The following is a 12859-nucleotide window of genomic DNA, read 5'->3' as shown; positions in this document are numbered from 1 at the left end:
CGTCCGCCAGACTCAACTGACCCAGAACACGATCCGCCATCCCGAATCTCCCTGCTTCGACCATCATCACAGAATCACCAATCGGCTTCTGTGCAAAGGTCTCACAAGGGGAGAAGGAAAGGCGAAAAAGAAGCTGAAACAATTGCGCCATGCGCGCGGCATCGTGCCGACACAATCCGGGCCGATAAGCGCGCCGAAACAAGGGGTCGGGGCCATGGCCACGCTTCAGAAGTTCGACATCATCGATAGCGGCGCACGCGACGCCTCGGTCCGGCTGCGGCCGGCCGATGGTTATGCGCCGAAGACGAAGCAAATCGCCGGACCGTTCGAGATCGCGGCGCAACAGCGCAGCGGACCGACGATGCGCGACGTGCTGATGACCGGACTGCTGGTGATCTATCCGGTGTTCGCCGCGCTGGCGGCCATCCTTGCCGGGTTTTTCCTCGCCGGCGCCGGCGGCGCCTGAGCCGCTATTTCGGCCGCTTGAACGCTTTCCGTTCCGCCTCGACCGGCTCGCGGCAGACGCAGCCCTCGAGATGGTCGTTGACCAGCCCCATCGCCTGCATGAAGGCGTAGACGGTGGTCGGGCCGACAAAGCTCCAGCCGCGCTTCTTCAGCTCTTTCGAAATGCGGACCGAGACGGCCGTCGTCGGATTGGCGCGCAAATGCGCGAGGTCGACGATCTCGGGCCGCTCGTGCGGGCCGGGTTCGAACTTCCAGAACCAGGCGGCCAGCGAGCCAGCCTCGTCGATGAGTTCGCGGGCGCGCTTGGCGTTGTTGATGGTCGAAACGATCTTGCCGCGATGGCGGATGATGCCGGCATTGCCGAGCAGGCGCTCGACATCGGCGTCGGTGAAGGCGGCGATCTTGCCGACATCGAAGCCGGCAAACGCCTCGCGGAAATTGTCGCGCTTGCGCAATATGGTCAGCCAGGACAGGCCCGACTGAAAACCTTCGAGGCAGATCTTCTCGAACAGGCGGCGGTCGTCGGCGACCGGCCGGCCCCATTCGTGGTCGTGGTAGTGCAGATAATCCGGCAGGTTGCCGTGCCAGAAGCAGCGGGCGATGCCGTCGGGACCAGCAAGCAGACCTGTCTTTTCATCCATGGCGGAATTCCGTTCGTGTCTTGGCGTTAACGCGTTTTGACGCGGCCTTTACCGCGGCTTTACCAGATTCCTGAACCGGGCGGTAACCACACCAAAAGCTTTACTGACAGATCGGCATTTTACGCATTCCGATTCATGTTTCGGTTGCCGCTTCGCGCCCAATGTCGGCGAAATCGGGGAGGCTTTGCACCCCGGCATGTTCGACGATCAAGGTGCGTTGCGATGAAGACATTCTTGTTCCCCCTGTTCGGCGCCGCGGCCGTGCTTGCGGCCGGCGCCGCCAATGCCAACGACCGCTATGCCGAGAGGCCGCCGGTGGTGGTCAGCCCAGATCTTTCGGCGCCCTGGGTGCTGCAGCTCGGCCATGCGCCGGGCATCGTGCGGCAGAGCCGGCAAGAGGCGCAGCCGCAACGGCGCTACCGGCGGCTGGCCGAACCCGATCAGCTGCGCACCGCAGCGGTGCAGGCGCCGGCCAAGCGCATGGTGATGCGGCCGCAGATCGACCCGATCTATCTGCCGCAGGAAGTCGCCTATGACGGCCCGCAGAAGCCGGGCACGATCGTCATCGATACGCGAGAGAATTTCCTCTATCTGGTCGGGAAAAACGGTAAGGCGCGGCGTTATGGCGTCGGCACCGGCAAGCCGGGCTTCGAATGGTCCGGCACCCACAAGGTCACCAACAAGCGCGTCTGGCCGGATTGGCGGCCGCCGGCGGTGATGATCGCCCGCGAAGCCGCCAAGGGCCGCTATCTGCCGACCTATCTCGCCGGCGGCATGGAAAACCCGCTCGGCGCACGCGCGCTCTATCTCGGCTCGACCGAGTACCGTATCCACGGCACCAATCAGCCCTGGACGATCGGCGGCGCGGTGTCGTCGGGCTGCATCCGCATGCGCAACGAGGACGTGGTCGACCTTTACGAGCGGGTCAATGTTGGCACGACGGTTGTAGTGATGTAATCTGCGGTTGACCTCACCGATGATTCTGCTCAGAAGCCTCGGGAGCATTGAATAACGGGGGACGGGCCGTGTGGGGATGCGGCCAGTCACGAAAGGGCAGCGCGGCAAGCCGTGCTGCCCTTTTTGTTTCCGCCAGCAGGAATTGACGGGAAGATTTTGCCGGCACGTCGCGCGACCGGCATGGCGGTTCGCTTTTCGCGCTGCCTTTTCGCGGTTGCTTTGCTATGTGGCGGCTAAAATCCAGATAAAGGCCCCATCCCAATGTCCCTTTCCGATGACAGCCGCTATCTCAGAGGCGGCCCGGTTGCCCAACGCATCATCGCCGGCGTGCGCGAGGACGCGGCGATCGCCACCGCCGAAGGCTTTCCGCCCAAGCTGGTGTCGGTCACCGTCGGCGATACCGCCGCGGTCGACGTCTATGTCCGCAACCAGCGCGCCAAGGCCGGGTTGGCCGGCATCGGCTTCGAGGAAAGGCGCTTTCGCGCCGACATCACCGCCGGCGAACTGGAAGCGGCAATCCACGGGCTTAACGCCGACCCGCGCGTCACCGGCATCATCATCCAGCGGCCGGTGCCGGTGCACATTCCGATCAAGACGCTGCAGGCGGCGGTGCATCCGCTCAAGGATGTCGAGGGCATGCATCCGGCCTCGATCGGCAACATCGTCTACAACCAGCTCGACCTGGCGCCCTGCACCGCCGCCGCTTCGGTCGAACTGCTCAGGGAAACCGGCCTCGACCTCAAGGGGCTCGAGGTGGTGGTCGTCGGCCATTCCGAGATCGTCGGCAAGCCGATCGCGTTCCTTTTGATGAGCGAAGGCGCGACGGTGACCGTCTGTCACCACATGACGCGTTCGGTGGCGGCACACGCACGCCGCGCCGACGCCCTGTTCGTCGCCGTCGGCAAGCCGCGGCTGATCAAGGCCGACATGGTCAAGCCTGGTGCGGCGGTCATCGATATCGGCATCAATTCGGAAATCGGGCCGGACGGCGAGAGCCGCATCGTCGGCGACGTCGATGCCGAGAGCGTCAAGCATGTCGCGTCCTGGATCACGCCGGTGCCGGGCGGCGTCGGCCCGATCACTGTGGCGATCCTGCTGCGCAACACGATGGTGGCCCTCAGCCGGCAGCGTGCCCGCTATCAGGCGACTTATGGCGTAGTTGACAGGCTCGCGGCGGAATAAAGACCCGCAGGCGCCAAGCCCCCTCACCCAGCCTCCGCTTCGCTCGGCTGACCTCTCCCCGAGGGGAGAGGAGATCGCCAGCGTTGGTGCCACCCTCTTCTCCCCAGCGGGGAGAAGGTGGACGCGAAGCGGCCGGATGAGGGGCCTGACGCCCACGACCATCCTGTTACTCAGCCGCAACCAGCTTTTCTTCCGGAACGCCTTCCGGCTTCGGCCCGCCATAGGCCCAGGCGAGCAGCTTTATCGTATGCACCACCGGCAGCTTGGCGGCAGAAGCGATCTGGGTGATGCAGCCGATATTGCCGGTGGCGACGATTTCGGCACCGGTCGCCTCGATATTCCTGACCTTGCGGTCGCGCAGCGTTGCCGAAATCCCGGGCTGCAGGATGTTGTAGGTGCCGGCCGAACCGCAGCACAGATGCCCTTCGCGCGGCTCGCGCACGACGAAGCCGGCACGGACCAGAAGCTCCTTCGGCTGGCGGGTGATCTTCTGGCCGTGCTGCATCGAGCAGGCTGAGTGATAGGCGACGATGGTGCCCGGCTTGCGGACCGGCTCGGGCAGGTCGAGGCTTGCCAGATATTCGGTGATGTCCCTGGCCAGCGCCGAGACGCGCGCGGCCTTGTCGGCATAGGCCGGATCGAGGCGCAGCATGAAGCCGTAATCCTTGATGGTGGTGCCGCACCCGGATGCGGTGATGACGATGGCGTCGAGTCCGCCCTGCTCGACGGCGCGCGTCCAGGCGTCGACGTTCCGTCGGGCCGACGCCAAGGCAGCGTCCTCGCGCCCCATATGATGCACCAGCGCGCCGCAGCAGCCCTCGCCCTCGGGCACCACGACCTCAACGCCAAGCCGGGTCAGCAGCGAAATCGTCGTGTCGTTGATGCCGGGATCGAGCACGGATTGCGCGCAGCCGGTGAGGATGGCGACGCGGCCATTTTTCTTCGCGCCCTGCCCGGCATGGACGCCCGGCGAGGCCATCGGCGAGACTGCCGGGACCGACGCCGGGGCCAGCTTCAACATCGCGCCCAAAGGCTTCAATGCCTGGATTTTCTCAAACAGGCCGGCGAATGGCTGGCCGAGCTTCGCCAGCTTGAGCGCCGCGCGGAAACGCGAGGGATAGGGCAGCACGAAGGCCAGCATGGCGCGTGTCAGGCGATCGGCCAGCGGACGCTTGTAGGTCTCCTCGATATGGACGCGGGCGTGGTCGACCAGATGCATGTAGTTGACGCCCGACGGGCAGGTGGTCATGCAGGCGAGGCAGGACAGGCAGCGGTCGATATGGGTGACGATCTGCTTGTCGGCCGGCCGGCCGTTTTCCAGCATGTCCTTGATCAGATAAATCCGGCCGCGCGGCGAATCCAGTTCGTTGCCGAGCGTCACATAGGTCGGGCAGGTGGCGGTGCAGAAGCCGCAATGCACACATTTGCGCAGGATCTTCTCCGATTCCGCGACATGCGGATCGGCGAGCTGGGCAGCTGAGAAATTGGTCTGCACGTAAACGAATCCCTACCGTTTGAGCATGATCTTTTCCCAAAACCGGTACCCACTTTTGGGGATCATGCTCATAATCCCAGAAACCAGCTTTCCGGGTTCTTGACCGGCTCGCCGCGCTGCAGCGCCTGCAGGCCGAGAATGCAGCGGGCGATGAACCAGACCGCGACGGCAACCATCAGCACGACACCGATGACCACGATCATCAGCAGCGCCGAGATCAGTGCATAGAGCAGGCCGATCCAGAAGGTGCGGATCAGGAATGTGTAATGGCTCTCGACGAAGCCGCCGGCCTTGCCGCGATTGATATAGGCCAGGACGACGCCGACAATACCGCTGACGCCGATGGCCAGGCCGGCGAGATAGAGGATGTAGATGACCAGCGCGTTGGTCGGGCCGGGCTCCAGCCAGCGGTCGGTCTGGCGTGACGTACCGTTTTGGCCTGGATCGCTCATTGTGCTCCTCCCTCGGTTGCCGGCGCGAGAGTAGCAGAGCTTGCGCCCGGCGCCATACGGCCGGGATTGAGGATATTCTTCGGGTCGAATTCGGCCTTCAGCCGCGCCGACAGTGCTGCCAGCGGTGGCGCCTGCGGCTCGAACACCGGCACGGCGGCGCGATGTGCAGGGATTGCGCGCACCAGCGTCGCATGGCCGCCGCCATGTCTTCTGATCAGGCCGCGCAACAGGCCAGCCTCGGGATCGTCCTGCTGCATGCGCAGCCAGATCAGCCCGCCCTGCCAATCGTAGAAGGCATCGACCGGGGCCTGCATGCGCAGCGCCAGCACCATCTGGTGGCCCCGCGACGGCGCCATCGAGACGCGCCACACCGGCCTTTCGCTGCCATCGGCGAACGGCGCGCAGTCGCGGACATCGCGCCAGACCGAGTACGAGACCGAACCGGAAATCTCCTGCAGCGGCCCAGCGTTTTTCAGCAGGTCTTTCAGCGCGGCAATGCGGTAAGCGACCGACGGGCCGAAGCCCTCGATGCGCAGCAGCGTCGCGGCATCGCTGCCGAGACTGCCGCCAGCGACCCTAGCTGCGACCCGTTCGGGAAGATGGGCAGCACTCGACACTTCGGCGCTGGAACCCAGCGCCAGCGCCATGGCGGCGGCGGCGTGATCGTCGAGCAGGCCGCGGATGGCAAGCGTGACTTCGGTCTCGGCAGCAGGCAGCACCTTGAAGGTGACGTCGGTGAGCACCGCCAGCGTGCCCCAGCTGTTGGCCATCAGCTTGGACAGATCGTAGCCGGTGACGTTCTTGACGACGCGGCCGCCGGACTTGAAGGCCTCGCCGCGCCCGGAAACGGCCGCTATGCCGAGGATATGGTCGCGCGCAGCACCCACCTTCAGCCGGCGCGGGCCGGAAAGGTTCGCGGCGAGTGCGCCGCCGATCGTGCCTCGCGCTGGCTCACCGCCGAGCAGCGGGCCGTAATCCATCGGTTCGAAGGCAAGTTGCTGGCCGTTTTCGGCAAGCAGGCTTTCGATTTCGGCCAGCGGCGTGCCGGCTTTTGCCGACAGCACCAGTTCGGCCGGCTCGTAAAGCATGACGCCGGAGAGTTTGGAAAGGTCGAACGTATGCTCGCCCTGCTGCGGCCGGCCGATACCGCGCTTGGAGCCGTGGCCGAGGATTTCCAGCGGTGCGTCTTCCGCCGCGGCCCAGGCGACGGTGGAGAGGACTTCGGCTGCGGTGGTGGGGACGAAGGTGGTCATGAGGCGGATGCGCCAATGGCAAATGCAAAGACGTCGCGTTCCTTCGCGCCCCCCTCTGTCCTGCCGGACATCTCCCCCTCAAGGGGGGAGATCGGACGTCGCGTCTGGCTTCGCCAATCGTCAATATTGAAAGAAGGCTGAGGCGTGCAAGCTGCCAATCTCCCCCCTTGAGGGGGAGATGTCCGGCAGGACAGAGGGGGGTGTTCAAGCGCCAACATACCCACTCAAAACCTCGGAATGTCCGGAAACGCCACTTGCCCGCGATGCACGTGCATCCGCCCGAGCTCGGCGCATCGCCTCAATTGCGGGAAGACCTTGCCGGGATTCAAAAGATGGTTGGGGTCGAAGGCGCATTTGACGCGCATCTGCTGGTCGAGGTCGATCTGGTTGAACATTTCCGGCATCAGGTCGCGCTTCTCGACGCCGACCCCGTGCTCGCCGGTCAGCACGCCACCGACCTTGACGCAGAGCCGCAATATGTCGGCGCCGAAACTCTCCGCCTTGTCGAGTTCGCCCGGCACGTTGGCGTCATAGAGGATGAGCGGGTGCAGATTGCCGTCGCCGGCGTGGAAGACATTGGCGACGCCGAGCCCGTATTTCTCCGACAGCTCGCGCATGCCGGCGAGCACGCGCGGCAGTTCCTTGCGCGGGATGGTGCCGTCCATGCAGTAGTAGTCGGGCGAGATGCGGCCGACCGCCGGGAAAGCCGCCTTGCGGCCGGCCCAGAAGCTCAGCCGCTCCTGCTCCGATTGCGAAATGCGGCATATGGTCGAGCCGTTCCTATAGGCGATGGCTTCGACCAGGCCGATCAGGTGATCGACCTCGACACCCGGCCCGTCCAGCTCGACGATCAGCAGCGCCTCGACATCCAAGGGATAGCCGGCCTGGACGAAATCCTCGGCGGCGTGGATGGCCGGACGGTCCATCATCTCCATGCCGCCCGGAATGATGCCGGCGCCGATGATGTCGGCAACGCATTGGCCGGCCTGCTCGCTGGTCGGGAAACCGATCAGCAGGGCACGCGCCGTCTCCGGCTTTTTCAGGATGCGTACGGTGACCTCGGTTACGACGCCGAGCAGTCCTTCGGAGCCGGTCATGACGCCGAGCAGGTCGTAGCCTTCCGCGTCGAGATGGCTGCCGCCGAGGCGCACCACCTCGCCATTCATCAGCACCATCTCGATGCCGAGCACATTGTTGGCGGTGAGACCGTATTTCAGGCAGTGCACGCCGCCGGAATTTTCCGCGACATTGCCGCCGATCGAGCAGGCGATCTGGGAGGATGGATCGGGGGCGTAATAAAAACCCTCCTGCTCGACGGCGGTGGTGATGCCGAGATTGGTGACGCCGGGCTGGGCGACGACGACGCGGTTCTGAAAATCGATCTCGAGGATGCGGTTGAAGCGGCTCATTACCAGCAGCACCGCGTCTTCGAGCGGCAGCGCACCGCCGGAGAGCGAGGTGCCGGAGCCGCGTGGCACGACGCGGATGTTGCGGTCGCTGCAATATTTCAGCACCCGCGAGACCTGCGCCACGGTCTGCGGCAGCACCACGACCAGCGGCAATTGCCGGTAGGCGGTGAGCCCGTCGCTCTCGAAGGCGCGCATGGCATTGGCGGCGTCGACGACGCCCTCGCCCGGCACCATGATGCGCATATCGGCGACGATCTCGTCGCGCCGGCGCATCGTGGCGTCGTCTGGTTTCGGCATGGCAAGGCCGGACATCGACAGCCTCCTTCGATCGACTGGTAAAAATCTTTTACCAGCGACGGTGGTCGCTTGCAAATGCCGCGTTGGCCGGGATGAGAGGCCTATGGCCGAGACTGCCTTCCGCAGCGGCAATCTGCCGCTGCGCCCCACACTACTCGCCCGGCTGCTTGCCTGGTTCGGAGTGCATGCGGCGGACGCGGCGCACGCCCCACCAGACGAGCACGATGGCGAGCGGCACCGAGGCGGCGGTGACCATTTCCGGCGCGAAGGCATGGCCGAAGATCGAGGCGCCCTTGGCGACGTAGCCGATGAGGCCGACGACATAGTAGGAGACGGCGGCGACCGAGAGCCCCTCCACCGTCTGCTGCAGCCGCAATTGCAGGCGGGCGCGATTGTTCATCGATGCCAAAAGATCGCGGTTCTGCTTCTCGACCTCGACGTCGACCCAGGTGCGCAGCAGTGTGGTGGCACGGGTGAGCTTCGTCGACAGGTTGGCCTGACGCTCCTCGACCGAACGGCAGGTACGCATCGCCGGCGCCACGCGGCGCTGCAGAAAACCGCCCCAGGTGTCGTAGCCGGGCACCGCCTCTTCGTCGAGCGCCTCCAGCCGTTCGCGCACGATGCCGTCATAGGCGCGGCTGGCGCCGAAGCGGTAGAGGCTGGAGGCGGCATCGGCCTCCAACTCGGCGGCCAGTTCGGTCAAGTCGGCAAGTAGCGTCTGGCTGTCGCGGGTCTCGGCGACCTTCATTTCCAACGTGGTCTGGGCCAGCCTGTCTTCGATGCGGCGGGCGCGACCGGACAGCGTCAGGGCCAGCGGCAGCCCAAGCATGGCCAGCGTGCGGTAGGTCTCGATGTCGATCAGCCGCTGCGACAGTGCCCCGGTGCGCGCCGGGGTCAGGCCGCGGTCGAGCACCAGCATGCGGGTCAAGCCGTCGCCATCCTGACGGAAATCGGTGACGATGGCCGCGTTGCCGCGCTCGACCAGCGAATAGCACAGGCTGGTCGGGTCGAAGCCGGCGATCAGTTTTTCGTTCGCCGGCGTCCATTTGCGGATCTCCAGCCTGATGCCGGAAATCACCGTGCCCGGCGGCGAAAACCCGTTGCCGAAGGGTGTGTCTTCTTGCCCCCTGCCGTTTTCGGCGAGCGGGCCTTCCCAGAGATAGGTCGAGAATTCCGTGTGGCGTTCCCAACGCAGCGAGCCCTTGCCCCATTTCATCGCGTGGTGGCGGGCGTGAGGGTCGGGCGCGGCGATGCCGAGGCGTCGCGACAATTCGGAAAGCACGGCCTGATCGATCCCGGATCCAGCTTCGGTCATGAAGGAAAGCTGCACCAGCACGCGCGGTTTTTCGACCAGCGGCTGCGGCCGGGCGTGGACCTCGCCGAGCGCGCCCGGCCGACCTTCATGCGCCGGAAAGCCCATGACGGTGCCGCCCACGGCTTTGGCGCGCAGCTGGAATTCGAGGTTGGAAGGGTCGGCGTCTGGCACGGCTGGTCCCCCGGGCTTCTGTGAGCCCTTGGCAATGATGTCCCTCTAGAGGCAATCGCCAGGGGACGCAAACGCCCAATTTAGCTGAAGATGATATGGCGCCGCGGCTGTGAAACGGACCCGGCCACGGCGAATTGGATAAATAATTTGACCAGTTGGCGACGCTGGCTTTATCTTGCGCGACATCGGTTCAACCCCCAGGCATCCCGTTTGAGCGACATTTTCTCCCGGATCGAGCATTCGCGCACCGCCGACGAGGTGGTGCAGCAGATCGAGAGCCTGATCCTCGAAGGCGTCCTGCGCACCGGCGACCGGCTGCCGGGCGAGCGCGAACTGGCGCGCCAGTTCGAGGTGTCGCGGCCGATCCTGCGCGATGCCTTGAAAGCCTTGGAAGGGCGCGGGCTGTTGACGACACGGCCAGGCGGCGGCACCCATGTCGCCGATGTCATCGGCCAGCTGTTCACCAAGCCGGTGACCGACCTGATCTCGATGCATCGCAAGGCGGTGACCGACTATCTGGAGTACCGCCGCGAGATCGAGGCGGTGGCGGCGGAATATGCGGCGCGGCGTGCCACATCGGACGATCTGGCGCTGCTCGACCGCATCATGGCACGTATGGACGAGGCGCACCGGACCGGCAATTTCGACGACGAGGCGGAAATCGACGTCGAGTTCCACCACGCGATCTGCGAATGCGCGCACAACATCATCCTGCTGCACACGCTGCGCTCGTGCTATCGGCTGCTGTCGGAAGGCGTGTTCCAGAACCGGCGGCTGGTGTTCAGCGTGCCGGGCGCGCGCGAGACGCTGCTTTCGCAGCACCGGGCAATCTACACGGCGGTCAAGGCCGGCGATGCAGCCGCGGCGCGGCAGGCGGCGATGGACCACATCTCTTATGTCGAACGGTCGATGGCCGAGGCCGAGCGCAGCGGCGACTGGCAGCGCGTGTCGCGGCTGAGGCTCAGGCAGCGCTCCGAGCCCGGTGACGGTGAGCCGGCAAGAAAACAGCCGTAGGCACCGCCCAGAAAATTCAACGACGAACCAGCGAAGAACCAGCGGAAAAAAGATCCATGAGCAGCATTCTCACCATCGCCGACCTCAAGGACCTGGCGCGCCGCCGCGTGCCGAAGATGTTCTTCGACTACGCCGATTCCGGCGCCTGGACCGAAAGCACCTACCGGGCCAACGAAGAGGATTTCCAGAAGATCAAGTTCCGCCAGCGCGTGCTTGTCGACATGGACAACCGCTCGCTGGAATCGACCATGATCGGCGAGAAGGTGACGATGCCGGTGGCGCTGGCGCCGACCGGCATGACCGGCATGCAGCATCCGGACGGCGAGATGCTGGCGGCGCAGGCTGCGGAGGAATTCGGCGTGCCGTTCACGCTGTCGACGATGAGCATCTGCTCGATCGAGGATGTCGCGTCGGTGACCAGGAAGCCATTCTGGTTCCAGCTCTATGTGCTGCGCGACAAGGATTTCGTCTTCGATCTGATCGACCGTGCAAAAGCGGCGAAATGCTCGGCGCTGGTGCTGACGCTCGACCTGCAGATCCTAGGCCAGCGCCACAAGGATATCCGCAACGGGCTTTCGGCGCCGCCGCGGATGACGCCGAAGCACATCTGGCAGATGGCGACCAGGCCGCGCTGGTGCGTCGGCATGGCCGGGACAAAGCGCCGGAGCTTCCGCAACATCGTCGGCCATGCCAAGGGCGTCGGCGACCTCGCCTCGCTGTCGTCGTGGACGAAGGAGCAGTTCGATCCGCACCTGTCGTGGAAGGACGTCGCCTGGATCAAGGAGCGCTGGGGCGGCAAGCTGATCCTGAAAGGCATACTCGACAAGGACGACGCGCTGATGGCGGCCAGGACGGGTGCCGATGCGATTATCGTTTCCAACCATGGCGGCCGCCAGCTCGACGGCGCCTCGTCGTCGATCATGGCGCTCGAAGAGATCGCCGACGCCGTCGGCGACACGATGGAGGTGCATATGGACGGCGGCATCCGCTCCGGCCAGGACGTGCTCAAGGCGCTGTGCCTCGGCGCCAAGGGCACCTATATCGGACGGCCTTTCCTGTACGGCCTCGGCGCGCTCGGCAAGGAAGGGGTTACCAAGGCGCTGGAAATCATCCGCAAGGAGATGGACATAACGCTGGCGCTGTGCGGAAAGCGCCTGGTCACCGACATGGGCAAGGATCAGCTTCGGCGCTAAAGTCCCGTGACGGCATGATCATGGAGGCGACGCAGGCATTGACGGAGCCCGGCATCAGTTTCTACGAGGCGCGCGGACCGCAAGGCATGCGCCTTTACGCGATCGGCGATGTGCACGGCCGGCTCGATTTGCTGACCGCCATGCACCGGCGGATCGAGGCGGAGCTCAGTCAAAGACCGTCGGCCGATTGGCGCGTGATCCATCTCGGCGACTATGTCGACCGGGGCCCGGACTCCAGGGGCGTCATCGATTTCTTGATCGACGCGCAAAGACGCGATCGGCGTCACCTGATGCTGGCCGGAAATCATGATCTCGGCTTCCTCGATTTTCTCGATGTCCCCGATCCGGACGGGCTGTTCATGCGCTATGGCGGCATCCAGACGGCGCTATCCTATGGTGTGTCACTCGGTGGGGGCAGCGCCTGGTTTGGCCGCGCCGATGCGGCATTGCGGCAAGGGTACGCCGCACTGGTCGAGGCGGTGCCGCAGAACCATGTCGAGTTCCTGCGCTCGCTGCCCTTTTCAGTAACGTTCGGCGACTTCTTCTTCTGCCATGCCGGCATCCGGCCCGGCATTGCGCTGGAAAGCCAGAGCCGGCAGGACCTGATCTGGATCCGCGAGGTCTTCCACGACCACACCGGTCTTCATCCGAAGATCGTGGTGCACGGTCATACGCCGGTGCCCAAGCCCGAGATCACCGGCAACCGCGTCAATGTCGACACCCTCGCCTGGCAGTCGGGAAACCTCACCGCGCTCGTCGTGGACGGCGCTGACAAGCATATCCTGACAGTGACGGGTGAGCGGGCGTAGGTAAGGCGTGAGGTTATGTGCAGAGGGTCTAGCGAAGCGCGGCGGTGACGCCGTAGCCGTCAACGGCATTGTGGTTGTTGGCTGCGTCGGCGGAATAAATGCCGAGGCCGCACAAGACGATGGCCGACAACATGGCAAAGGACAAAAAGGCTGCTTTCACGGACGTCATCTCTTGTTGAGCTTTCTGCATCTATGCACGAGCGGGT

13 protein-coding genes are annotated in these 12859 nt (G+C 64.9%); 6 read left to right on the top strand and 7 right to left on the bottom strand.

All coding sequences use genetic code 11. From position 1 onward, the window contains the following. The first annotated feature begins 214 nt into the window (after nt 1-214). A complete protein-coding gene (locus tag NKI47_RS09080) occupies nt 215-466 on the top strand; it encodes a hypothetical protein (protein WP_031213141.1) in 252 nt (83 codons plus the stop codon). A gap of 4 nt (nt 467-470) precedes the next feature. On the opposite strand, the gene NKI47_RS09075 is transcribed toward NKI47_RS09080, so the two are convergent. Beyond that, entirely contained in the window at nt 471-1106 is a 636-nt protein-coding gene (locus tag NKI47_RS09075) for a DNA-3-methyladenine glycosylase I (RefSeq protein WP_352589314.1), read from the bottom strand. A 222-nt stretch (nt 1107-1328) separates the two neighbouring features. Between NKI47_RS09075 and NKI47_RS09070 the strand changes: the two genes are divergently transcribed. Both NKI47_RS09070 and NKI47_RS09065 read left to right on the top strand, forming a co-directional pair. Next, the gene (locus NKI47_RS09070; protein WP_023680452.1) at nt 1329-2063 is read left to right on the top strand and encodes a L,D-transpeptidase; all 735 of its coding nucleotides are present in this window, start codon (nt 1329-1331) and stop codon (nt 2061-2063) included. A gap of 261 nt (nt 2064-2324) precedes the next feature. Continuing rightward, a complete protein-coding gene (locus NKI47_RS09065; RefSeq protein WP_352577555.1) occupies nt 2325-3245 on the top strand; it encodes a bifunctional 5,10-methylenetetrahydrofolate dehydrogenase/5,10-methenyltetrahydrofolate cyclohydrolase in 921 nt (306 codons plus the stop codon). A gap of 166 nt (nt 3246-3411) precedes the next feature. Here NKI47_RS09065 and glcF read toward each other — a convergent pair whose 3' ends face one another. The 5 genes from glcF to NKI47_RS09040 form a co-directional block, all read right to left on the bottom strand. After that, nucleotides 3412-4740 carry a glycolate oxidase subunit GlcF gene (glcF, locus tag NKI47_RS09060; protein ID WP_352577554.1) on the bottom strand — a complete coding sequence of 443 codons (1329 nt, stop codon included), beginning with the start codon at nt 4738-4740 and terminating at the stop codon, nt 3412-3414. Between the two features lie 68 nt (nt 4741-4808). Then, the gene (locus NKI47_RS09055; protein ID WP_352577553.1) at nt 4809-5192 is read right to left on the bottom strand and encodes a DUF4870 family protein; all 384 of its coding nucleotides are present in this window, start codon (nt 5190-5192) and stop codon (nt 4809-4811) included. After that, a complete protein-coding gene (locus tag NKI47_RS09050; RefSeq protein WP_352589310.1) occupies nt 5189-6445 on the bottom strand; it encodes an FAD-binding protein in 1257 nt (418 codons plus the stop codon). The genes NKI47_RS09055 and NKI47_RS09050 overlap by 4 nt, the downstream gene beginning before the upstream one ends. A gap of 224 nt (nt 6446-6669) precedes the next feature. Beyond that, nucleotides 6670-8166, bottom strand: coding sequence for an FAD-linked oxidase C-terminal domain-containing protein (locus NKI47_RS09045; RefSeq protein ID WP_352589307.1), 1497 nt, complete (start codon nt 8164-8166; stop codon nt 6670-6672). A 136-nt stretch (nt 8167-8302) separates the two neighbouring features. Then, a complete protein-coding gene (locus NKI47_RS09040) occupies nt 8303-9637 on the bottom strand; it encodes a DUF3422 family protein (protein WP_352571607.1) in 1335 nt (444 codons plus the stop codon). Between the two features lie 210 nt (nt 9638-9847). On the opposite strand from NKI47_RS09040, the gene NKI47_RS09035 reads away from it, so the two are divergent. From NKI47_RS09035 to NKI47_RS09025, 3 genes are read left to right on the top strand one after another with little or no spacing between them, the layout of a single operon-like run. Next, the gene (locus NKI47_RS09035) at nt 9848-10651 is read left to right on the top strand and encodes an FCD domain-containing protein (RefSeq protein WP_352589305.1); all 804 of its coding nucleotides are present in this window, start codon (nt 9848-9850) and stop codon (nt 10649-10651) included. Between the two features lie 56 nt (nt 10652-10707). Further along, the gene (locus NKI47_RS09030; protein ID WP_352589302.1) at nt 10708-11844 is read left to right on the top strand and encodes an alpha-hydroxy acid oxidase; all 1137 of its coding nucleotides are present in this window, start codon (nt 10708-10710) and stop codon (nt 11842-11844) included. A gap of 38 nt (nt 11845-11882) precedes the next feature. After that, nucleotides 11883-12653: a metallophosphoesterase family protein gene (locus NKI47_RS09025; protein WP_352589325.1), complete on the top strand. Its 771-nt coding sequence runs from the start codon at nt 11883-11885 to the stop codon at nt 12651-12653. Between the two features lie 28 nt (nt 12654-12681). Here NKI47_RS09025 and NKI47_RS09020 read toward each other — a convergent pair whose 3' ends face one another. Beyond that, the gene (locus NKI47_RS09020) at nt 12682-12813 is read right to left on the bottom strand and encodes a hypothetical protein (protein ID WP_280952144.1); all 132 of its coding nucleotides are present in this window, start codon (nt 12811-12813) and stop codon (nt 12682-12684) included. Nucleotides 12814-12859 lie beyond the last annotated feature (46 nt).

The organism is Mesorhizobium sp. M0633 (genome assembly GCF_040320645.1).
In the GTDB taxonomy this organism is placed as follows: Bacteria; Pseudomonadota; Alphaproteobacteria; order Rhizobiales; family Rhizobiaceae; genus Mesorhizobium.
Note: the sequence above shows the minus strand (reverse complement) of the source record. Positions and strands in the feature narration are given on the sequence as shown.

Excerpts from the sequence above, each read along its gene's own strand:
- NKI47_RS09030 (WP_352589302.1), top strand. The coding sequence starts at position 10,708 with ATGAGCAGCATTCTCACCATCGCCGACCTCAAGGACCTGGCGCGCCGC.
- NKI47_RS09075 (WP_352589314.1), bottom strand. The coding sequence starts at position 1,106 with ATGGATGAAAAGACAGGTCTGCTTGCTGGTCCCGACGGCATCGCCCGC.
- NKI47_RS09045 (WP_352589307.1), bottom strand. The coding sequence starts at position 8,166 with ATGTCCGGCCTTGCCATGCCGAAACCAGACGACGCCACGATGCGCCGG.
- NKI47_RS09080 (WP_031213141.1), top strand. The coding sequence starts at position 215 with ATGGCCACGCTTCAGAAGTTCGACATCATCGATAGCGGCGCACGCGAC.
- NKI47_RS09050 (WP_352589310.1), bottom strand. The coding sequence starts at position 6,445 with ATGACCACCTTCGTCCCCACCACCGCAGCCGAAGTCCTCTCCACCGTC.
- NKI47_RS09070 (WP_023680452.1), top strand. The coding sequence starts at position 1,329 with ATGAAGACATTCTTGTTCCCCCTGTTCGGCGCCGCGGCCGTGCTTGCG.
- NKI47_RS09065 (WP_352577555.1), top strand. The coding sequence starts at position 2,325 with ATGTCCCTTTCCGATGACAGCCGCTATCTCAGAGGCGGCCCGGTTGCC.
- NKI47_RS09055 (WP_352577553.1), bottom strand. The coding sequence starts at position 5,192 with ATGAGCGATCCAGGCCAAAACGGTACGTCACGCCAGACCGACCGCTGG.